The organism is uncultured Bradyrhizobium sp. (assembly GCF_964252615.1).
GTDB lineage: Bacteria > Pseudomonadota > Alphaproteobacteria > Rhizobiales > Xanthobacteraceae > Bradyrhizobium.
In genome coordinates this window covers 1-21,549 of the sequence record NZ_CAXUNQ010000023.1, presented here as the reverse complement: position 1 = coordinate 21,549, position 21,549 = coordinate 1, and the positions used below count along the sequence as shown (strand labels likewise).

The 21,549-nt window shown below is 62.5% G+C and carries 20 protein-coding genes; 12 read left to right on the top strand and 8 right to left on the bottom strand.

The window, feature by feature from the left end:
- Positions 1-73: 73 nt before the first annotated feature.
- The 5 genes from ACFE72_RS13620 to ACFE72_RS13600 form a co-directional block, all read right to left on the bottom strand.
- Complete coding sequence (locus ACFE72_RS13620; RefSeq protein WP_375413631.1) at positions 74-1,912, bottom strand: AMP-dependent synthetase/ligase; 1,839 nt, start codon at positions 1,910-1,912, stop codon at positions 74-76.
- Positions 1,913-1,998: 86 nt separating this feature from the next.
- Complete coding sequence (locus ACFE72_RS13615; protein ID WP_375413630.1) at positions 1,999-2,778, bottom strand: ABC transporter ATP-binding protein; 780 nt, start codon at positions 2,776-2,778, stop codon at positions 1,999-2,001.
- 9 nt (positions 2,779-2,787) lie between these two features.
- The gene (locus tag ACFE72_RS13610; RefSeq protein WP_375413629.1) at positions 2,788-3,546 is read right to left on the bottom strand and encodes an ABC transporter ATP-binding protein; all 759 of its coding nucleotides are present in this window, start codon (positions 3,544-3,546) and stop codon (positions 2,788-2,790) included.
- Positions 3,543-4,694: a branched-chain amino acid ABC transporter permease gene (locus ACFE72_RS13605; RefSeq protein ID WP_375413628.1), complete on the bottom strand. Its 1,152-nt coding sequence runs from the start codon at positions 4,692-4,694 to the stop codon at positions 3,543-3,545. Before ACFE72_RS13605 ends, ACFE72_RS13610 begins: the two co-directional genes overlap by 4 nt.
- Before the next feature lie 4 nt (positions 4,695-4,698).
- Positions 4,699-5,574, bottom strand: a complete 876-nt coding sequence (locus tag ACFE72_RS13600) for a branched-chain amino acid ABC transporter permease (protein WP_375413627.1) — start codon at positions 5,572-5,574, stop codon at positions 4,699-4,701.
- A 340-nt stretch (positions 5,575-5,914) separates the two neighbouring features.
- Here ACFE72_RS13600 and ACFE72_RS13595 point away from each other — a divergent pair, with 340 nt between their 5' ends.
- From ACFE72_RS13595 to ACFE72_RS13570, 6 genes are all read left to right on the top strand, one after another.
- A complete protein-coding gene (locus tag ACFE72_RS13595; RefSeq protein ID WP_375413626.1) occupies positions 5,915-6,253 on the top strand; it encodes a hypothetical protein in 339 nt (112 codons plus the stop codon).
- A gap of 78 nt (positions 6,254-6,331) precedes the next feature.
- Positions 6,332-8,455 (top strand): ATP-binding protein, encoded by a 2,124-nt coding sequence (locus ACFE72_RS13590; protein WP_375413625.1) that lies wholly within the window; start codon positions 6,332-6,334, stop codon positions 8,453-8,455.
- A gap of 51 nt (positions 8,456-8,506) precedes the next feature.
- The gene (locus tag ACFE72_RS13585; protein WP_375413624.1) at positions 8,507-8,851 is read left to right on the top strand and encodes a KTSC domain-containing protein; all 345 of its coding nucleotides are present in this window, start codon (positions 8,507-8,509) and stop codon (positions 8,849-8,851) included.
- Positions 8,852-9,389: 538 nt separating this feature from the next.
- The gene (locus ACFE72_RS13580) at positions 9,390-9,896 is read left to right on the top strand and encodes a hypothetical protein (protein WP_375413623.1); all 507 of its coding nucleotides are present in this window, start codon (positions 9,390-9,392) and stop codon (positions 9,894-9,896) included.
- A 1-nt stretch (position 9,897) separates the two neighbouring features.
- Entirely contained in the window at positions 9,898-10,659 is a 762-nt protein-coding gene (locus ACFE72_RS13575; RefSeq protein ID WP_375413622.1) for a DUF72 domain-containing protein, read from the top strand.
- Complete coding sequence (locus ACFE72_RS13570) at positions 10,656-10,859, top strand: hypothetical protein (protein ID WP_375413621.1); 204 nt, start codon at positions 10,656-10,658, stop codon at positions 10,857-10,859. The genes ACFE72_RS13575 and ACFE72_RS13570 overlap by 4 nt, the downstream gene beginning before the upstream one ends.
- Before the next feature lie 88 nt (positions 10,860-10,947).
- On the opposite strand, the gene ACFE72_RS13565 is transcribed toward ACFE72_RS13570, so the two are convergent.
- Positions 10,948-11,922, bottom strand: a complete 975-nt coding sequence (locus tag ACFE72_RS13565) for a Bug family tripartite tricarboxylate transporter substrate binding protein (RefSeq protein WP_375413620.1) — start codon at positions 11,920-11,922, stop codon at positions 10,948-10,950.
- Between the two features lie 140 nt (positions 11,923-12,062).
- Here ACFE72_RS13565 and ACFE72_RS13560 point away from each other — a divergent pair, with 140 nt between their 5' ends.
- The 3 genes from ACFE72_RS13560 (at position 12,063) to ACFE72_RS13550 (ending at position 16,158) form a co-directional block, all read left to right on the top strand.
- Positions 12,063-12,482, top strand: coding sequence for a VOC family protein (locus ACFE72_RS13560; protein ID WP_375413619.1), 420 nt, complete (start codon positions 12,063-12,065; stop codon positions 12,480-12,482).
- Positions 12,483-12,744: 262 nt separating this feature from the next.
- Complete coding sequence (locus ACFE72_RS13555; RefSeq protein WP_375413618.1) at positions 12,745-14,322, top strand: AMP-binding protein; 1,578 nt, start codon at positions 12,745-12,747, stop codon at positions 14,320-14,322.
- 150 nt (positions 14,323-14,472) lie between these two features.
- Entirely contained in the window at positions 14,473-16,158 is a 1,686-nt protein-coding gene (locus ACFE72_RS13550) for an amidohydrolase (protein WP_375413617.1), read from the top strand.
- A gap of 281 nt (positions 16,159-16,439) precedes the next feature.
- Here ACFE72_RS13550 and ACFE72_RS13545 read toward each other — a convergent pair whose 3' ends face one another.
- Both ACFE72_RS13545 and ACFE72_RS13540 read right to left on the bottom strand, forming a co-directional pair.
- Positions 16,440-18,743, bottom strand: coding sequence for a molybdopterin cofactor-binding domain-containing protein (locus ACFE72_RS13545; RefSeq protein ID WP_375413616.1), 2,304 nt, complete (start codon positions 18,741-18,743; stop codon positions 16,440-16,442).
- A complete protein-coding gene (locus ACFE72_RS13540; protein ID WP_375413615.1) occupies positions 18,740-19,228 on the bottom strand; it encodes a (2Fe-2S)-binding protein in 489 nt (162 codons plus the stop codon). Before ACFE72_RS13540 ends, ACFE72_RS13545 begins: the two co-directional genes overlap by 4 nt.
- A gap of 304 nt (positions 19,229-19,532) precedes the next feature.
- Here ACFE72_RS13540 and ACFE72_RS13535 point away from each other — a divergent pair, with 304 nt between their 5' ends.
- From ACFE72_RS13535 to ACFE72_RS13525, 3 genes are read left to right on the top strand one after another with little or no spacing between them, the layout of a single operon-like run.
- The gene (locus tag ACFE72_RS13535) at positions 19,533-20,327 is read left to right on the top strand and encodes an alpha/beta fold hydrolase (RefSeq protein WP_375413667.1); all 795 of its coding nucleotides are present in this window, start codon (positions 19,533-19,535) and stop codon (positions 20,325-20,327) included.
- Entirely contained in the window at positions 20,324-20,671 is a 348-nt protein-coding gene (locus ACFE72_RS13530; protein WP_375413614.1) for a hypothetical protein, read from the top strand. Before ACFE72_RS13535 ends, ACFE72_RS13530 begins: the two co-directional genes overlap by 4 nt.
- 54 nt (positions 20,672-20,725) lie before the next feature.
- Entirely contained in the window at positions 20,726-21,397 is a 672-nt protein-coding gene (locus tag ACFE72_RS13525; protein ID WP_375413613.1) for a dienelactone hydrolase family protein, read from the top strand.
- Positions 21,398-21,549 lie beyond the last annotated feature (152 nt).

The window sequence follows — 21,549 nt, the reverse complement described above, 5'->3', positions numbered from 1 at the left end:
CGCATGAAGCGAAGGGAAGGGCCTTCATTCCTTCGCCATTTTCGATTGCTTTGGCGCACGCGTCATTGCGACGCTATGCCACGGCCTTGTCCCGATACATGGCGTCGATCTCGCCGGCATAGCGCTGGTTGACGAAATTCCGCTTCAGCTTCATGGTCGGCGTCAGTTCTTCATCCTCGGGCGTCAGTTGACGCTCGATCAGGAAGAATTTCTTGATGGTCTCGACCCGCGCGAAATTGGCGTTGACCGCCTCGATCTCGCGCCGGATCAGGTCCTGGATCTCCGCCGCACGGCACAGGCTCGCGTAATTGGTGAAGGGGATGTCGTGATCCTGGGCGAACTTCTCGACATTTTCCTGGTCGATCATGACAAGACAGGTGAGGTAAGGCCGCTTGTCGCCGATCACGACGGTGTCGGAAATGTAGGGCGAGAATTTGAGCTGGTTCTCGATCTCCGACGGCGTGATGTTCTTGCCGCCGGAGGTGATGATGATGTCCTTCATCCGGTCGGTGATCCTGACAAAGCCCTCGTTGTCGATGGAGCCGACATCGCCGGTGTGCAGCCAGCCTTTTGCGTCGATGGTTTCGGCGGTCTTTTCGGGCTGGTTGAGATACCCCATGAACAGGAAATCGCCCCTGATGAGGATTTCGCCCCGGGGGCAGATCATCACCTCACCCCAGGGCGCGGCCTTGCCGACCGAGCCGAGCTTGACGCGATCGGCGGGCATGACGGTGGCAACGCCGCAATTTTCGGTCTGGCCGTAGACCTCGCGCATGTCGAGTCCGAGCGCGAGATACCAGCGGATCAGGTCCGGCGCGATCGGCGCCGCCCCGGTGAATGCGATGCGGCAGCGATCCAGCCCCAGCATCCGCCTGATGTTACGGAACACCAGCCAATACGCCGCCTGGTTGGCAAGACGCAGCGACAGCGAAGGCGCCTCGCCTTCGAGCTTGCAGTCGGTCAGGCGGTAGCCGGCATCTAGCGCGTGACGATACATCCAGTTCTGGAACGGCGTGGCGTCCTTCAACGCGATGGTAACGCCGGAATAGAATTTCTCCCAGATCCGGGGTACTGCCAGGAAAGCGGTCGGCTGCACCTCGCGGAGGTTGTCAGGCACCGTTTCCGGGCTTTCGGCAAAGTTCATCACCGAGCCGAGCGCAAGCGAGACGTAGTACCCGCCGATCCGCTCGGCCACATGACACAGCGGCAGGAACACCAGACGCTCTTCGTCGTCGGTGGAGGGAAAGAGATCGTTGGCATGGCGCATCTGGTGGGTAACGCCGCGGTTGGAATGCATGGCGCCCTTGGGCGGTCCGGTGGTTCCCGAGGTGTAGACCAGGATGGCGAGGTCGGAGGCTGTGCGGCTTGCGGTCATTTCGTGCCACAGCGCCTCGCGATCGTTGATATGATTGCGCCCCATCGCCATGAATTCGGCCAGCGACGTCACCATGGGATCGCGGAAGGCGCTCAAGCCCTCCATGTCGAACACCACGATCCTCTCCAGCGTCGGGCAGCGCGCCCGGCATGTCAGGATCTTGTCGAGCTGCTCCTCGTCCTCGGCGAAGAGCACTTTTGTCCGGGAATCGTTGACCAGATATTCGACCTGTGCCGCCGCATCGGTCGGATAGATGCCGGACGAAACGCCACCGGCGCACAGGATGCCCATGTCGGCAAAGACCCATTCGGGAACGGCGTTGGCGACGATCGAGGCGACGTCACCCGGGCGGAAGCCGACCGCGTGTAGAGCACAGGCGATATCCTTTGAGATTTGCAGCCACTGCCGCCAACTGGTCGGCTGCCAGACCCCGAACTTCTTGGCGCGGATCGCCGCACGGTCGCCGCGCGTCGCCACGGCAAGCAGAAAACTGTTCGCGATCGTGTCCGCCACAGTGAGCACTGCGGGTCCAGCCATTTCCCGTTCCCTCTCTCCCGTCCACCGTGCGAATGCCGGATCATTCGATGCCCGGTCTTTCCGCCCTATTCTAGCGCCGAATCCTTCTAACGCCACGTCTTCTTCTTTTTCCAGCGCCGTTCGCCCCGCGCGCCGGCTTCCTTTGCGCCCAAATAGAACTCCTGGATATCCTTGGAGTGCATCAGCCGTTCGCACGTGTCGTTCATGACGACGCGGCCGATTTCCAGCACATAGCCGTAATGCGCTGTCTCCAATGCTATTTTGGCGTTTTGCTCGACCAGCAGGATCGACATGCCCTGCTCCTCGTTGACGCGGCGGATGATGGTGAAAATCTCCTTCACCAGGATCGGCGACAGCCCGAGCGACGGCTCGTCGAGCAGCAGCAGCGCGGGGCGATTCATCAGCGCCCGCCCGATCGCGAGCATCTGCTGCTCGCCGCCCGACAACTGTCCGGCGGGCTGGTTCAGACGTTCCCTAAGCCGTGGAAAATAGCCGTACACCCGCTCCAGGTCGGCCGCGACGGCGTCGCGGTCGCGGCGCGGATAGGCGCCCATCATCAGATTCTCGCGCACGCTGAGGAAGGGAAATACCTCGCGTCCCTCCGGCACGTGGCTGAGACCGAGCCGCACGATCTTGTCCGCTTCCATGCGCTGGATCGGCTTGCCCAAAAATTCGATCGAGCCTTTCTGCGGATCGAGAATGCCCGAAATGGTTTTCAGCACCGTGGTCTTGCCGGCACCGTTGGCTCCCAGCAGGGTGACGATCTTGCCGCGCGGGACTTCGAGGCTGATGCCGCGGATCGCCATGATCGGCCCGTAATAGCTCTCTATGTTGCTTAGCTTCAGGATGACGTCAGGCATGATCATGACCTCACCTCACGCGCCCAAATACGCCGCGACGACATCGGGATGGACCTGCACCTCGGACGGCGAACCCATCGCCAGCACGCGGCCGTAGTTCAGCGCGATGACGCGGTCGGACACCCGGTTCACCAGGGTCATGTCATGCTCGACCATCAGCACGGTGACGCCGAGCTCGGTCTTCATGTCGCGGATCCAGAACGACATGTCGTCGGTTTCCTCGACATTCAGCCCGGAAGACGGCTCGTCGAGCAAAATGAGTTTTGGTTCGGTACATAGCGCGCGGGCAAGCTCGATCACCTTGCGCACCCCATAGGGCAGCCCCGAGATCAGCTTGTCGCGATAGGCGGCGAGATCGAGGAACTCGATCACCTGCTCGACGCGGCGGCGATGCGCCTTCTCGGCCTCGCGCACGCTTGGAAGGAACAGCAGTTCCTGCCAAAGCTGGGTGGCGGAATGACGGTGACGGCCGACCAGCAGGTTGGAGAGTACGGTGGCATTCTCGAACAATTCGATATTCTGGAAGGTGCGCGCGATGCCGAGCTTGGCGATGCCGAACGCCGGCTCCTGGGTGATGTCCCGGTCCTCAAAATAAATCCTTCCCGACGTCGGGCTGTAGATGCGCGAGATCAGGTTGAAGATCGAACTCTTGCCGGCGCCGTTGGGGCCGATAATGGAGAGGATCTCGCCCTTCTCCACCGCGAAGCTGACGGCATCCACCGCTTTGAGGCCGCCGAAATGCAGCGAGATGTTTTCGGCGCGGAAATAGCTCATCGATTCCGCTCCGACTTCACATAGATCTTCTGCCGCTTGAAGGTGGCGCGCTTGTAGAGCGGGAACAGTTGAAAAAACAATTTGATCTTGAGCCAGCGTCCATAAAGGCCGAGCGGCTCGAACAGCACGAACAGGATGATGATGATGCCGTAGATCGCGCCTTTCAGGCCGTTGGCGGAGGCAAACGCCGCAACGCCCTTCTGGATGTGCGCCGCGCGTTCGGCGCCCGCGCCAAGCGTCGCGGCGAGGCCCGCGATGACGCCGGGGATATCGTCCTTGAGGAACGTCAGGAATGGGTCGACCATGACCACGAAGATCGCTCCCAGCACCGCGCCGTGCAGGCTGAATGCGCCGCCGATGATGATCACGATGATGAACTCGATCGAGAGCTGCAGCGTGAACATTTCCGGGCTGATGAAAGACAGCTTGTGGGCGAACAGGCAGCCGGCAAAGCCGGCGATGGCGGCACTGATCGCGAACGACTTGACCTTGTACAGCGAAACGTTGACGCCCATGCTGCGCGCCGCGGTCTCGCTGTCGCGGATCGCGACAAAGGCGCGTCCGGTCGGCGAGCGCAGCAGGTTGAGGGAGCCTACGATGGTCAGGACCAGCACGCCGAGACAGAGAAAGTAGAACGCCGGGCTGTCGCGCGGCACCGCGGTGCCGAACATCTGGATCGCCTTGACGCGCATACCCTCATTGCCATGGGTCACGCTCTCCCATCGCGCCAGGATTTCCTCGACGATGAAGGCAAAGGAAATCGTCGCGATGACGAGATAGATGCCCTGCAGCCGCAACGCGGGAAACCCGACCAACGCGCCGATCAGGCCGGTCAACAGCCCGGCCGCGAGAAAATACCCCGGAAACGGCACCCCGAACTGCTGCAGGTAGGCCGTAGTATATGCGCCGATCGCGAGAAAGGCGGCATGGCCCAAGGATGCCTGTCCCGTAAACCCGGTCAGGATCATCAGTCCGACGCCGACGGTGGCGTAGATGCAGACGAATACCAGTTGGCTCACGATATAGCTGGAGAGCACGAACGGCGCGATCGCCAGCAGCACCATCAGGGTGCCATAGGACCAGACATAGCCGCTGTGCGGAAACAGCTTGATGTCGTCTTCATAGTCGGTCTTGAACACGAACCTCATGCGCTCAGACCTTCTTGCGCAAATGCAGGCCGAACAGGCCTTCGGGCTTGAGCAGCAGCACCGCCAGCAGCACGATGTAGGGGGCCACGTCCTTCCAGCCCTGCGGCAAATAGAAGCCGGCCATGCTTTCGATCACGCCGATCAGCACGCCGCCGACCACGGCGCCGGGAATCGAGCCGAAACCGCCGAGCACGGCGGCCGGAAACGCCTTCAATCCCAGCACCAGGCCGACATTGGAATGAATGAAGGTGATCGGCGCCAGCAGCACGCCGGCGCAGGTCGCAACCGCGGCCGATATCGCCCAAACGATGGACACGACGCGCTTGACCGGAATGCCCATGTAATAGGCCGCCAGCATGTTTTCAGAACTGGCTCGCATTGCCGTGCCCAAAGTGGTCTTGTTGAAGAACACATAGAGCAGCGCGCACAGCAGGACGGTCGCGCCGATCACGGAGAGCTTGTCATAGGCGAGCACCAGAGAGCCGATCCGCAGCACACCCTGGCTGAACGGCGTCTCGATCTTGAAGTCGTCGGTGCCCCAGACCATGCCGACGATGGAGCGCAGGAAATAGCCGAGCCCGATGGTCGCCATGATGATAGAGAACTGCGGATAGCCGAGAATGGGCCGCACCACCAGCCGCTCGGCCAGCATGCCGAAAGCCGCCATCGCGATCACGGCGCCGGCGAAACCGATCCAGTAATTCAAGCCCAGAATACCGATAAAGGTGAAGGCGAAGAATCCGCCCAGCATCATCAGGTCGCCCTGGGCGAAGTTCACGACCTCGGTCGCCTTGTAGACAAGGACGAAACCAAGCGCGATTAGGCCATAAACGCAGCCGAGCGCAATGCCGCTCACCAACTGCTGAACGAAGTCCAGCATTGCGTTCCCTCTCCCGATGCGCCGCAGTTCGAAACGACCGCCTTTGCCGCATTCTTGTGTGGTCGCGCGGGTGTATCGCGCTTCCGCCGCGTTGGGCGAAATCGTCGCATTGTCCGGCGCTTATTGAGCCCAAAGCGGCGGGGACTGTCAACCAAGGAGGTTGCGGGGGCAGGGCGGCGGCATCGAGCTTGGGGCGCGGGTCGAATGCAGCTTCCGGAAACCGTGACCTGGCAGTGGACGTTTCGGTTTGCCGCATCTATTTGGTTTATGCCGGCTTCGCCGGGTGAACCCTGGTCCACGCAGGTGTGTTGCGTCACATAGCGGAACGCAAGGAGACATCATGAGATTAGCGATTCTATTGCTCGCGGCATTCTATTCAGCAGCCGCGCTGGCTCAAACGCCGGCTCCCGGAGCCGCGGCTGCTCCAAGGGTCGCTGCAAAACCGAAGGCGGCGCCGGCCAAGCCGCAATCAATTGCCGCAAAGTTGCAGGCCTGCCTTGAAATCGACGACGCGACCAAGGAACGGTTGAATTGCTACGACGCAATTTTTTCGCCGAGGCCGAAACCGAAGGCGCCGGCTGCGAAAGGCGTGACCGACTGCCGCTTCATCAAGGAAGAAGATGAAAGACTGACCTGCTTCAACGGCTTCGCCGAGAAGATACCCAAGCTGCCGTCGTAACGGCTCGAGCCCGATGTTACCTCGAACCGCCATGACGTGCAGCTCGCGCCTCCTTGCTCGCCGGGCCAGGTGAAGAGTATGCGACAGCGTCAGGACGCCGCGCTTCGAAGTCTGAGATGGATGCTCGCCGCCAGCGTCGCGCTTCCACTGCTGCTGTTCTGCTATGCGGCATGGGTGAACTACCGTGCCGCGTTCGAGCTTGCCGACGAGCGCATCGAGCGCGGGGTCGACATCGCCTCGGAACAGGCCTTGCGGGTGTTCCAGTCGATCAGCGTCACCTTCGACAGCGTCGAGCAGATTACACGCGGGCGCACGAGCCGCACCATCAAGCTGAACGAAGCCGAGCTGAGCGAGCGGCTCAGGCAGTTCGTGGCCGCCTTGCCCGACATCGGATCGATCTGGATCCTGGATGACAAGTCGGACTCGCTGGTATCGTCGCTGTTTTTTCCGATCCCGCCCGCCTTTAACGCCCCCGACCGCGCCCATTTGAAAGCGCAGCTCGCTCGCGACCCAAACATCCATATCGGCGAAATCGTGCGCATAGAGATCACCGGAAAACTGATCTTTCCGGTCAGCAAATGGCGTACCGACAGTTCAGGAACCTTCGCCGGCATCACCGAAATTTCGGCGTCGCCCCAGGCATTCGAGCGCTTTTACGAAGCGATCGCCGCACGCAGCAGCGCCAGCTTCGCGTTGATTCGAGACGATGGGGCGATACTCGCGCGATATCCGTTGCCGGCGGCGACGGGCATCAGGCTCGACGCCTCGAGCGGTTTCGGACAATTGATTGCGCAAAGTCCGGCTGGCGGCCGTTACACCACGATGTCCGGCGTCGACCGGATCGAACGGCGCTTTGCGGTACGCAAACTTGCAGGGTTTCCGCTCTATGTCAGCTCGAGTCTTGAAACCCGGGATATCATCGGCGGCTGGCTGCGCTATATGGCCGGCCATCTGGTGTTCGGCGTTCCCGCCACCTTGTTGCTGGCGGTCCTGATCCTGCTGGCGATGCGCAGGACATCCGCGCTCTATGCGGAGGCCGAGCGAAGGGAAATGCTGGAGGCAAGTCTGCGGCAATCGCAGAAGATGGAGGCGGTCGGACAACTTACCGGCGGCGTCGCCCACGATTTCAACAACCTGCTGACCATCATCCTGGGCAACCTGCAGATGGCGCTTCGCCAGTTGCCTGAGGGCAGGCCAAGAGCGCTGGCGTCGAATGCGTATCAGGCCGCCGACCGCGCCGCGGAGCTGACCAAGCGGCTGCTGGCGTTTTCGCGCAGCCAGCCGCTCGATCCACGTCCGCTCGACGCCGACCGTCTCGTAGCGGGCATGTCGGGACTATTGGAGCGGACGCTCGGTGAAACCGTTGCCGTGGAAACCGTGCGCAGCGCCGGCCTGTGGCAGACCGAAGCCGATGCTTCGCAACTCGAGGCCGCGATCCTCAATCTCGCGATCAACGCCCGCGACGCGATGGCGGACGGCGGCAAGGTCACCATCGAAACCGGCAATGCCTTTCTCGACGAGGTCTATTGCCAGTCGGTCGAAGACGTGAAGCCCGGTCAATATGTGATGATCTCCGTCAGCGACAACGGCACGGGAATGCCTCCGGATGTGATCGCCAAGGCGTTCGATCCGTTCTTCACCACCAAGGCCGCGGGTGCCGGGACCGGTCTTGGTCTCAGCCAGGTCTACGGCTTCATCAAGCAGAGCGGCGGCCATGTGCGCATCTACAGCGAACTCGGCGAAGGCACCACGGTAAAACTTTATCTGCCGCGCAGCTTTGCCCGCAACAAGCCGCAGCAGACCGGCAAAGCCGTGGAAGACAGCCCTTCCGGGAAGCACGAAGCCGTGCTGGTCGTGGAGGACGATCCCGGCGTCCGGGCCTATGTGGTCGAAACCCTTTCCACGCTCAATTACGAGGTTCGCGAAGCCGCGAATGCGGAAGCAGCGCTCGGCATTCTGGACGAACCCGCCTCGGTCGATCTGCTGCTTACGGACGTGGTGATGCCCGGCATGAACGGGCGCAACCTTGCCGAGGCGGCGCAGCAGCGCCGCCCCGGACTGAAGGTGCTCTATATGACCGGCTATTCGCGCAACGCCATCGTGCATCAAGGCCGACTCGACCCCGGCGTCTCGCTGCTGCAAAAACCGTTCTCGCAAACCATGCTGGCGATGCGGGTGCGGACGACGCTGGAGCAGGCGTAGCTGCCGACCCCGGGGCCTAACGGCACCGCGGCAGCCAAACAAGAGTGTCAAATGATCTTTCGATATTTGCCGGTTCTCCTGGCGCACTTGGCGGGCGCTGTCTGGGTCGAGGCGGAAACCGTCCAGGTCGAACAGCGCGGAGCTGTGGACTTGAAGCCGTTCGTCTGCCAGGACATTACCCGAAGCAGCCTTATCAGCCGGGTCTGCTATGATGCGGCGAACCGGACGATGATCGTCCAGTCGAACGCTGCCGCATCGCAGTATTGCGGCGTGGCGGCGGCGACACTGGATACGTTTCTGAACGCGCCTTCGATGGGGCACTATTACAACGCGAAACTCAGGGGTCCGGCTTGGCAAGGACGGTACGATTGCCGCGCGGATCGTGCTTCGGAATAGCCGTCCGCATCAGGAGTTTTGATGGGCAAATTCTTCCTCGCCATTATTGCGATAAGCGTCATGCTGGTATTAGGCACGGCCGTGCTTGTTACCCACTTCTGAAGCGTGACGATGTTGAATGCGTAGTGCGAGGAACGAGCGACGAAGCAATCCAGGCTCCCTTGCGGCTTTGGATTGCTTCACCCAACAACGACTGAACAAAAACGCGGTACGCTTTCAGAATTACGCGCCGCGGGTGCAGGCCGTTCGGCCCGCCGGCCGAAGCGGATTTGACGACCGCGGGAGATGATTCGGGCCGGATAGCGGAGGTTTCGTCGCGACCGTGAATTCGGTCAGGGCAGCGCCCGACGACCAGTTGAGATAGAGAAGCGCCGCGCCGATAAGTGCATCCAGTCGCCGATTCAAGTTGCGGCGCACACCCGCCGTTTAGGTTAAAAAAATGTTCCCGCAAATTGGTTCCGCCGGCCCGGCCAGAATTAGTGGCGTTAACCGATGAAACTTATGAATGGTTCGCGCCTTGATTCTGCGGAGAAGCCACGTGAACCGCATTGGGAAACCGTTTGTTGTCGCGCTTGCTGCCATCTATTTCCTGGCGGATGCGATGTTTGCGGCTATCGCCCATCCGCTGGCGCGATGGATCAGCGAACATTGGGCGTTCGACCGTCTGCGATCATGGATACAGTCGTTGCGGCCTTATCCCTCGCTGGCATTGTTTACAGTGCCCCTCATCATTCTGGAGCCGGTCAAACCGGTCGCGGCCTATCTCGCTGCAACCGGTCAAGTCAGGTCGGGTCTGATCGTTCTGGTCGTCGGCGAAGTCCTCAAGCTCGTTCTTGTGGAGCGGCTGTTCAGCCTTACCCGCGACAAGCTGCTGTCAATTCCGGCCTTTGCGTGGGCGTATGGAAAATACCGGCTGGTGATGGACTGGCTTGTATCCACGGAAGCCTGGCAGATGGTGCAGCGCTGGAGCCGTATCGCCCGGTTTGCCATCCGCCACGCGCTTGGGCAGATGAAAGCCTCCTCCGGCCTGCCGCTGGCGCGATGACGTGGCGTTGCGGATCGGCACCGCCGGATGGAGCGTTCCTTCGCGGTATCTGGACCAGGTACCGGCCGGCGGCAGCCATCTCGAACGTTACAGCCGGCATCTGGACGCCGTCGAGATCAACTCCTCGTTTTACCGGCCCCACCGACGCGCGACCTATCAGCGATGGGCGCAATCGGTATCCGACGACTTTCGTTTTGCGGTGAAGGTACCGAAATCCATCACCCATGAAGCGGGACTGACTGATTGCGGCACCTTGCTCGATCGCTTCGTCGACGAAGTGACAGGCCTCGGCCGCAAGCTTGGCGTGCTGCTGGTGCAACTGCCGCCGAAATCGGCGCTCGACAAGCCGACCGCGAACGGCTTCCTCCGCGACCTGCGCGCGCGAATCGATATCGATATTGCGCTGGAGCCGCGGCATCCGAGCTGGTTCGCGCCGGGCGTCGATGCCTGGCTTAGTGAACAGGGCATCGCGCGCGTCGCCGCCGATCCGGCCCGGGTCGATGGTGCGGGCAGGCCGGGCGGCTCGACCAAGCTCGTTTATTACCGCTGGCATGGCTCGCCGCGGATCTACTACTCCGATTACGGCGCCGCCGCGCTGGCGGCGCTGAAGCAACGCCTCCAGAACGACGGCGCGCGCGACGTTCCGGCCTGGTGCATCTTCGACAACACGGCCGCGGGCGCGGCGCTCGGAAATGCGCTCGACCTGGCGCGGCAACTTCAGCATCATCGTGACGCCGGAACAACGGAAAGTGAAACCAAATGAGCGAGCGACTTGAGACGCTGAAAAAAGCGCGCGAGCGAATGACCGACGATCGGGACGCCTTCGCAAAAGTACTTGCGGCACCCTTCGACCGCGACAAGGCCGAGCGGGCGCGGATCAAGTTCATCGAAAGCCAGGCGCTGATCGACGCCATCGATCGCGCGATCGACGGCGAGGCGATCAGGCCTGCTGAAGCAGCTTAGCGACGGATCGCTTGGTTCGACCGTTGCCGCGGCATGGTAGCGCCCGCAAAGCGAAGACGGGATTCGCCCCCGCGCCTCTGCAGCAAGTTCACTCCACCTTGATGCCGGCGCCTTCGACGACCTTCTTCCATTTCTCGGTTTCAGCCACGATCATTGCACCGAAGGCTTCCGGCGTGCTGATCAGCGGTTCGCCGCCAAGTTCGACCAATCGCTTTTTCATCTCGGGCTCGGCCAGTACGGTGTTGATCTCCTGATTGAGCTTGGTGATGATTTCGGCCGGTGTCTTTTTTGGCGCGCCCATGCCGAACAGCGCACTGGCCTCATAGCCCGGCACGGTTTCCGCAACGGTCGGGGTGTCCGGCAATTGCGACGACCGCTCTGCAGTTGTCACCGCCATGGCGCGCAGGCTGCCGGCGCGGATGTGCTGAATGATCGATGGCATGTTGTCGAAGATCACCTGCACCTGGCCGCCGAGCATGTCGGTGATGGCCGGCGCAGCGCCTCGATAGGGTACGTGCTGCATCTTCACGCCGGTCATCGCCATGAACATTTCGCCGGACAGATGCACCGAGGTACCGTTGCCCGACGAAGCCATGTTGACCTTGCCGGGATTGGCCTTGGCGTACGCAATGAACTCCGCAACGGTCTTCGCCTGGACGTCCTTGTTGACCGTCATCACGTTCGGCACACGATTGAACGACGCGATGGGCGCGATGTCGCGCGGAAAATTGAATTTCAGATTGGTATACAGCGAGGTGTTGATGTAGTTCGCCGGATTGATCAGCAGCACCGTGTAGCCATCGGGCTCGGCGTTGACGACCGATTCGGTCGCGATATTGTTGCCGGCGCCGGGCTTGTTCTCGATCACGAATTGCTGGCCGAGCTTCTCCGACAACCGCTGGCCGATCAGCCGCGCCAGAATATCGGTGGCGCCGCCGGGGGGATAGCCGACCACGAAGCGCACCGGCCGGGTCGGATAATCCAGGGCCGACGCGCCGTTGATCGAGGCAACAGCCGAAATAACGATCGCGATCACGGAAATCGCGGCGCGGCTTACAGTCATGAAGTTTCTCCCCGGCGGTTCCGTCATTCGCGCGGTGCCGCATCTGTAGCATTGACTTTCGCGCGCGTTGTAACAAACAAATCCGGACCCGGCCAGTGCGGCACACCCGCGCGCGCCGAGCTGCGACGAAAGGATAATCCATGACCGTTGAGGTCCATGCCCTCGACCATCTCGTCATCAATGTCGCCGACGTGGCCCGTTCCGCGGAGTGGTATCGCCAGGTGCTGGGCATGCAGGTCAAGGTGTTCGACCCCGGGGAAGGCAAGGCGCCACGCACCTCGCTGGTCTTCGGCAACCAGAAGATCAATGTGCGCCCGCGCGACGCCGACAAGGTGGACTGGTTCACCGCGGACCACGAAACGGCGGGCAGCGAAGATCTGTGCTTTCTCACCTCCGCTTCGCCTGCGGACGTGGTCGCGCATCTTGCCGCCTGCGGCGTCGCGATCGAGGAAGGCCCGGTGGCCAGGCAAGGCGCGCGAGGCACATTACGCTCGGTTTATTGCAGGGATCCCGACGGCAGCCTGATCGAGATTTCGTCGTATGAGGGAGACATGTCTTGAAGTGTCCGGGCTCACGGCAAAAAACGTCATGGCCCGGCTTGTCCCTACTGGATGCACACATCTCGGCCGTCATTGCCGGGCTTGATCCTACTGGATTCACATATCTCGTCATACGCGGGCTTGACCCGCGTATGACGAGATATGTGAATCCAGTAGGGCTTGTCCCGGGCATCCACGTCTTAACAGCATTGCAATAAGAAAGACGTGGATGGCCGGGACAAGCCCGGCCATGACAAACGAAAAGACTGCGCGGGAGGACCTGATGCCAAACTCACAACCGCCGGGCCTGGTCGGCCCCTTCGCGGGTCTCGACGTACCCTGGTTGCTGCGGATGCGGGCCGAAACCCGGTCCGATCATCCGTTCCTGATCTGGGCGCCGTTCGACGCCCCGGCACGTAAGTGGAGCTACGGCGAATTCCACGACCGCGTCGGCGCGCTCGCCGCGGGCCTTGTGGCGCGCGGCATCAAACCCGGCGACTCCGTGCTGATCCATCTCGATAATTGCATCGAGGCAATGCTGGCCTGGTTCGCCAGCGTCGAGCTCGGCGCCATCGCCGTCACCACCAACACCCGGTCCGCGGCCGCCGAGATGGACTATTTTGCGGGTCATTGCGGCGCGGTTGCCGCCATCACCCAGCCGGCCTATGCCGAGATGGTGGCCGCGCATTGCCGCGGCTTGCGCTGGATCGCGGTGATTTCACACAATGCGGGCGACGTGCCCACCCATCGCCCGCAACAGACGGACGCATTCGAATCCCTGTTCGCCGACAGCGCCGGCCGGCCGCGCCGCGGCGCCGACCCCCTTGCACCCTGCAGCGTGCAATACACCTCCGGCACCACGTCGCGGCCGAAGGCGGTCTTGTGGACCCACGCCAACGCGCTGTGGGGCGCCAAGGTCAACGCGGCGCATCAGGACCTGCACGCCGGCGACGTGCATCAGGCCTATCTGCCGCTATTCCACACCAACGCGCTGGCCTATTCGATGCTGGCAAGCCTGTGGGTCGGCGCCTCCTGCGTGATCCAGCCGCGGTTTTCCGCAAGCCGGTTCTGGAACGTGGCTGCGGAGCATCGCAGCACCTGGACCTCGACAATCCCGTTTTGCATGAAAGCGCTGCTGGATCGCGAAATTCCGAAGCGGCACAGTTTCCGCCTCTGGGGCACGGCGATCTGCGAGCCGCCGGCCTTTTCCGTATTCGGCGTCAAGATCATCGGCTGGTGGGGCATGACCGAAACCATCACCCACGGCATTGTCGGCGAAGTCGACCAGCCCAACATTCCGATGTCGATCGGCCGTGCTGCAGCGGAGTACGCGATCCGCATCACCGGCGATGACGGGTCGCCGACTGAAGTGGGGGGTACCGGCAATCTCTCGGTCAAAGGCATTCCCGGGCTGTCGCTATTCAAGGAATACCTGCACAATGAAAACGCCACGCGGGAAAGTTTCGACGAGCACGGCTTTTTCCTGACCGGCGATCGCGTCACCCTGCTGGAAAACGGCTTCATTAAATTCGGCGACCGCGCCAAGGACATGCTCAAGGTCGGGGGGGAGAACGTCGCGGCGTCCGAGATCGAGCAGGTGATCGCGCTGGTCCCCGGGGTGCGCGAGGCCGCGGTGGTGGCGAAAAAACATCCGATGCTGGACGAGGTGCCGGTAGTGTTCATCATCCCGCATGCCGGCGCCGGCGGCGCACCGCCCGATCTGCACGACAGCGTGATGGCCGCATGCCGTAAAGGGCTAGCGGACTTCAAGGTGCCGCGCGAAATCCGTTTCGTCGACGAGATGCCGCGCTCGACGCTGGAGAAAGTGGCGAAAGCGGAGTTGCGGAAGCTCCTCGGGTAGTCGATAACGCCGCGACGCGAAGACAGCCGGTGCTCGTCATCGCGGGCGAAACGCAGCGATCCGAAGCAATGAGTAAAAGACCGGATTGCTTCGCCGCTGGCGCTCCTCGCAATGACGGCTGTGAGACAAACCAAATAACGGAGCGATGCCATGCTGGGCCAAGGTTTGCGATTCGCCGCCGCGGTGGTCCTTTGCGTCACATGGCCGATGTCCATCGCCTCGGCCCAAACCGCCGACACCATCCTGTTCAATGGCAAGATACTCACCGTCGACAAGGATTTTTCGGTAGGGCAGGCGCTGGCGATCGGGAACGGCCGGGTGCTGGCGTCGGGCACGTCGGCTGCGATGAAGAAGTTGGCCGGCGACAAGGCAAGGCTGATCGACCTTGGCGGCCGTACCGTCATTCCCGGTCTTACCGACGGACACATCCACGGCATCCGAGCCGCGCTGACCTTCGGCACCGAGGTGAACTGGATCGGCGTTGCCACGCTCCAGGAGGCGCTGGAGAAGATCCGCCGCGCGGCGCAGACCCAGAAGCCGGGCTCGTGGATCGTCGTTGCCGGCGGCTGGACCGAGGAACAATTCCAGGAGAAGCGCCGTCCCAATGTGGCCGAGGTGACGGCGGCCGCACCCGGCAATCCGGTCTACATCCAGCATCTCTACGATTGGCTGCTGCTTACCCCGAAGGCAATGACAGCGCTGAACATCCGCGATGATGCCGATGTCGCGCCCGGCGGCGAGCTCGAACGCGACGGTTCCAGCAATCCGACGGGCATCATCACCGGGAACGGCAACGCGCTCGGCAAAATCTTCGACAAGCTGCCCAAGCCGACCCTGGACGAGCAGGTCGACGGCTCGCGACAATTCTTTCGCGAGATGAATGGCCTCGGCATCACCGGCATCGTCGACGGCGGCGGGGTCAGCATGTACCCGGCGAACTATCAGGCCGTATTCAAGCTATGGCGCGACAAGCGGTTGACCGTGCGCGTGGCCTATCATCTGTGCGCACCAACACCCGGTTCCGAACTCAGGGATCTGCAGAACCTCACGCAATTGCTACCGCCGGGCTTCGGCGATCCGATGCTGCACTTCAACGGACCCGGCGAGATCCTGATCTGGGCCGACTGGACCGACGGCGACATCACGCCGGACGGAAAAGCAAAACTTTACGACCTGCTGCGCTGGGCCGCGGGCCGCGGTTATACCATCCAGCTGCACTGGAATCCGGAACGCACCGCTCACGATTTGCTCGATGTCATCGAGGCGGTGAACGACGAATATCCGGTCGGCAACTTGCGTTGGGCGGTCCTGCATCTCTACGGTGCGTCCGAAGACAGCCTGAAACGCATGAAAGCGCTTGGGCTGATCTGGGGGGTTCAGGACGGTCTCTATTTCGGCGGCGAGCGGCTGCAGCGCGAGGCCGGCGCCGAGGCGGCGCTTCGGCTGCCGCCGATCGCAACCGCGATGCGTCTCGGTCTCACGGTGGCCGGAGGTACCGATGCGCATCGGGTGTCGTCGTACAATCCCTTCGTCGCACTGCAATGGTATCTCGACGGCACCACCATCGGCGGGGTCCAGACCCGCGGCGACACCGAAGCTCCCAGCCGCCGCCAGGCGCTGGAGATGTACACCCGCAACTCGGCCTTCGCGGCCAACGACGACGACAAGCGCGGCACCCTGGAGCCGGGCAAGTTCGCCGATCTCGCGGTGCTGTCCGCCGACTATCTGACGGCGCCGGTGACGGAGATCGGGAAGATCCGGTCGGTGCTGACCATGGTCGGCGGCAACGTGGTATACGCGGCAGCGCCGTTCGCAAATCTTTCGTCGGGCCATTGACGCTTGTCTCGTGATGGCCGGGCTCGTCCCGGCCATCCACCTCCTGGTTCAGGCGCGCAGTGTAAGGACGTGGATGCCCGGGACAGCCCGGGCATGATGCCTCATGACAGGCGCATAAAAAATCCGCCGGAAGCAGTGCTCCCTGCGGATCGATTTCACGCGCGACACTTACCCCTCCGTCATGGCCGGGCTCGTCCCGGCCATCCACGTCTTGGGGGCGCGCTACAAACGAAATCATGCCCGGAACACGCCCGGGCACGATGCCGTGAAAGCGCGTGAACTTACGCCTTCGTCATGTTCGCCTTCACCGCCTCCGCCGTGATCGGCAGCGCGCGGACGCGGGCGCCGCAGGCGTTGAAGATGGCGTTGGCCAACGCCGGCGCGACCACGGTCACCGCCGGCTCGCCGACGCCGGTGGCTTTCTCGCCATTGGCGATGACGCTGATGGCCACTTCCGGCACCTGGCTCATCCGCAATGGCGTGTAGGTGTCGAAATTGGCCTGCTCGATGCCGCCGTCCTTGAGCGTCGCCTTCTCGTACATCGCCAGCGACAGCCCCCACAGCGCCGCGCCCTCGACCTGGGCTTTGATGTTGTCGGGATGCACCTGGGTGCCGACGTCGGTGGCCACGGTGAGTTTCTTCACCTTGACCTCGCCAGACGGCGCTACCGCGACATGGGCCACGCAGGCGGTCCAGCTTGCGGTCGCTCTCTCCTGCGAGGAAACGCAGGCAACTCCCATGCCTTCGCCCTTCGGCAGCGCCTTGGTGCCGTAGCCGGCCATCCCCATGGCGGCGAGCAAAGTGTTGCGCAGCCGTTGCGCGCCACCGTCATTCTTGCCCTTGCCGTCGAGCAAGGCGATGCGGTACTGCGCCGGATCCTTGCCGGCCGCAGTGGCAAGCTCGTCGATCATGCTTTCCACCGCCCAGAAGGTCCAGCCCGGAGCCACCGATCGCAACTGGCCGGATGGCGTGGCGTTGTGGGCCATCTCGTTGAGGATGGCGCGGACGTTGTGGTTGGGCACGGAATAGAAGAAATCCGCGCCGTTCACGGTGAACGCGTCGAGCGCGCCTTTCTTGTCAACCGACGGCGACAGGAAGTCCGGGATGCCCCAGCGCTTGGTCGGCCACGCTGAAACCACGTCGTGATTCATCGCGACCAGATTGCCGTCGCCGTCCAGACCCGCCTTGATCTTCTGGAACGTCAAGGGCCGCGAAAAATCCATGGTCATGTCGTCTTCGCGCGAATAGATCACCTTGACCGGCTTGCCGACGGCTTTCGCCGCCTGCACCGCAGGCACCATCATGTCGGCGTCGAGACGCCGGCCGAATCCGCCGCCCAGCCACATCTGGTGCATCACGACGAATTTGGGATCCACCCCGGCAGCCCCTGCCGCGATGGCGCCGGAGCGCGTCGCGAACTGGTTACCGGAATAGATGTGCCAGATATCGCCCTTCAGCTCGGCGGTGGCGTTCATCGGCTCCATCGGCGCATGGATGTTGATGTTGGTGGTATATTCCGCCTCCAGCACCTTTGCCGCGGTGCCAAGGGCCGCCGCGGTATCGCCGTCCTTGACAAAGAACAGGCCGGAATCGTCCAGCGCCTGCAGTCGTTTTGCTTCGTCGAGCAGCGACTGGCTTCCCAGTTTGGCGTTCGGCCCGTTGTCGTAAGTCACCTTCAGCGCATCTGCCGCCTTTCTGGCGTTGGCATAGGTGTTGGCGACCGCCACCACCCATCCGGTGGTGGTGCCGGTCTTGTCGTCGAGCGTGACCGCCTTGATGAACCCCGGCACTTTCTTGGCCGCACTGTCGTCGACCGACTTCACCGTGGCGCCGTAGCGCACCGGCGGCATCACAATCTTGCCGTACACCATGCCCGGCAGCATCACGTCGATCCCGTATTTGGCTGACCCGTTGGTCTTCGACGGGATGTCGAGCTGCGGCACCGACTGGCCGATCATGATGTATTGATCGGGAGACTTCAGCTTGATCGCCTTGAGTTCGTCGGGCGTGAAGGTCTTGGTCGCCTTGCCGCTCCTGACCACGTCCGCAAACGTCATCGACTTCTTCGATTTCGCGTGAGAGATCACGGAGTCCTTGACGGTAAGTTCGCTTGGCGGCACGCCCATCGCAGCGGCGGCGGCTTCGGTCAGCGCCATGCGCCCCGCGGCGCCCGCGCGGCTCATCGCATCGAAGTTCATCATGGTGCTCCAGCTTCCGCCGGTAATTTGCGCGCCGAGCACGGGATCGTTGAATTTCGGATCGTTGGAGGCAAGCTGAACCCGCATGTCCTTCCAATTCGAGCCGAGTTCTTCCGCAATGATCTGCGCCATGGTGGACGCGATGTGCTGGCCCATATCGGCCTTGCCGCAGGTGACCGTCACCAGACCATCCGGCGCGATCGAGTACCACACGCTCGGATCGAAACTGCCGGCCGCGGCCAAGGCCCGGTCGCCGCCAAGGAGTCCGGGAACCGCCGAATAGCCGAGCGCCAGGCCGGCAGCGGCGCCGCCTACAAGGAACGACCGGCGTGAGAGATCGGCGGGTTCGCCGGTGAGGAAATTCTGGTTTTTCACGTGCGTATTCATGTCGGCCTCCGGTCGCCGGCGTTGGAAGCGGTGCGCATGTCGGCGGCGGCGCGCATGATCGCCTTCTGAATGCGCGAATAGGTCATGCACCGGCAGAGATTGCCGTCCATGGCCGCAACCACTTCGTCCCTGGTCGGATTCGAGTTTTTGGAAAGCAGCGACGCCGCCTGCATGATCTGCCCCGACTGGCAGTAGCCGCATTGCGGAACCTGTTCGGCAATCCATGCCTTCTGCAGCGGATGATCGCCCTTGGCGCTGAGCCCTTCGATGGTGGTGATCTTCTTGCCGACGGCATCGCTGAGCGAGGTCTGGCAGGATCGCACCGCTTCGCCGTTGACATGAACCGTGCAGGCGCCGCACAGGCCAGCGCCGCATCCGAATTTCGTGCCGGTCATCTGCAATTGTTCGCGGATGATCCAGAGCAGCGGCGTATCGTTGGCTGCCTCGACGGACATGGTACGTCCGTTGATATTGAGATTGGGCATCGCTTCTTCCCCTGCCGGTGCATGATGCCGCTTACGGCGGCAACTCACTTGTGGGTCATGGCTGACACCCACCGGGTCGATGCCAGTTACGGCAAGAATGATCGCGTTCCAATCTGGAAGCAATTCAAATTAGAATTTGTCGCGGAGAATAAAATTCCGGAATTTGCGTTGTGCGCTGCGGCAAAGATATATTATGACGTTATCGGTTTTTGAAGCGGACGGCCGCCACCTCCGCCGCCTGTATTTCCCTTCCGGTAAAGGATCGCGCTACAATAACCCCGATACAAACCTTCAGGACATCGCGGTGCCAAAACTCAATCGGGACGGCGTCAACATCCATTACGACGTTTACGGCAGCGGGCCCCCGCTGCTGTTGACCCACGGCTATTCGTCGACATCAGCGATGTGGCAGGGCCAAGTCGAGGCGCTGTCGCAACGGCATACATTGATCCTGTGGGACATGCGCGGCCACGGCCAATCCGATTATCCGGACGACCCGTCGGCTTACAGCGAAGCGTCGACGGTCGGCGACATGGCGGCGTTGCTCGACATGGCCGGCGCCCCCAGCGCCATTGTCGGCGGGCTGTCGCTCGGCGGCTACATGTCGCTGGCGTTTGTTCGCGCGCATCCGCAGCGCGTCCGTGCCCTGTTGATTATCGATACCGGTCCCGGCTTCAAGAAAGACGACGCACGCGACGCCTGGAACAAGCGTGCATTTGAAACGGGCGAGCGTTTTGAACGCGAGGGGCTCGGCGTTCTCAAATCCCTAAGCCGCGAACGATCCGGCGTCGTCCATCGCGACGCCTCAGGCCTGGCGCGCGCGGCGCGCGGCATGCTGACCCAGCACGACGCCCGCGTGATCGAATCGCTGCCGCAGATAAAGGTACCAGCGCTAGTCGTGGTCGGCGCCGACGATGCGCCGTTCCTCGCCGCTTCCGACTATATGGCGGCGAAAATCCCCGGAGCACAAAAGGTGGTGATCCCGGCCGCCGGCCACGCCGTCAACATCGACCAGCCGCAGGCGTTCATCGACGCGGTGCTGCCATTCCTGGACAACCTGCCGCAACAAGCCGCCGCGAACAAAAGCGCGGCGTCATGAGAGGGCTTCACGTAGCGGCACTGTCGCTTGCCGCACTGCTCGGCGCGCAGCCGGCAACCGCGCAACACTTCGCGCCGGCCGCCCCTTCCGCTCCGCCTTTTGTCGCGACGCTGTCGAACAACACGCCGCTGGCGTTCGGCATGAACGAGGAAGACGCCGCCCGCGCGCTGGGCACGCCGCTGAACTACGTCCGTGGACGGCCCGGCGAGGAAATCTTCCTGGCCTTCCGCAACATCGGCGGCACCGGATTTTTCAACCGCAAGGACCGACTCTATCTGCAATTCCGCCGTGGCCGGCTCGCCGGATGGAAGGGCGATTGGGGCCGCAACTGGATGTGGCGGTAACCGTTCCTAACCCGGCTTCGTCCGGAGCAAGACAACCGCGAGAAGTGGATCGACATGGGACATGACATCACGCTGACGGCTTCCGATAATTTCAGGTTCGGCGGCTATCGCGCCGATCCGGCCGCTTCCGCTGAAGCCGCGGTGGTGGTGATCCAGGAGATTTTCGGCGTCAACCATCACATCCGTGCGGTCTGCGACCGCCTTGCGGCGCAGGGTTACGTCGCCGTCGCGCCCGCGATCTTCGACCGCGTCGAGCCTAATTTCCAATCCGGCTACACGCCGGAGGAAGTCGCAAACGCGCGCGGGTTCGTCGCCAATCCCGACTGGGCGGCGATGCTGCGCGACACTCAGGCTGCCATCGACGCGGTCAAGGATGTCGGCCGGGTCGGCATCGTCGGCTTCTGTCTTGGTGGCAGCGTGGCTTATGCCGCGGCGGCGAACCTGTCGGGGCTGACGGCCGCGATCGGCTTTTACGGCGGCGCCATCGCGCGTTTTGCCGACGACAAGCCGAAGGTGCCGACGCAACTGCATTTCGGCGAAAAGGATGCCGGCATTCCGCTCAGCGATGTCGAGATCATCCGGTCCAAGCGGCCCGATGTGGAAATTCACGTCTATCCCGGTGCGCAGCACGGATTCAACTGCGAAGAACGTGCGAGCTACGACAAGGCCAGCGCCGACCTCGCGCGCGAACGCGCCGGCGCGTTCCTTGCAAAGCATTTGAAGTAGATCGTCATGCGCGGGTTTGACCCGCGCACCCAGCAAAAACAAGAATCGTCGAAAAGATGGACCGCCGGATCAAGCCGGCACTGACGCCGCATCTGCGTCAGAACCAGCGCTCACCGACGAGCACGGTATCGCCGGGGCCGATCGGGGTGCCG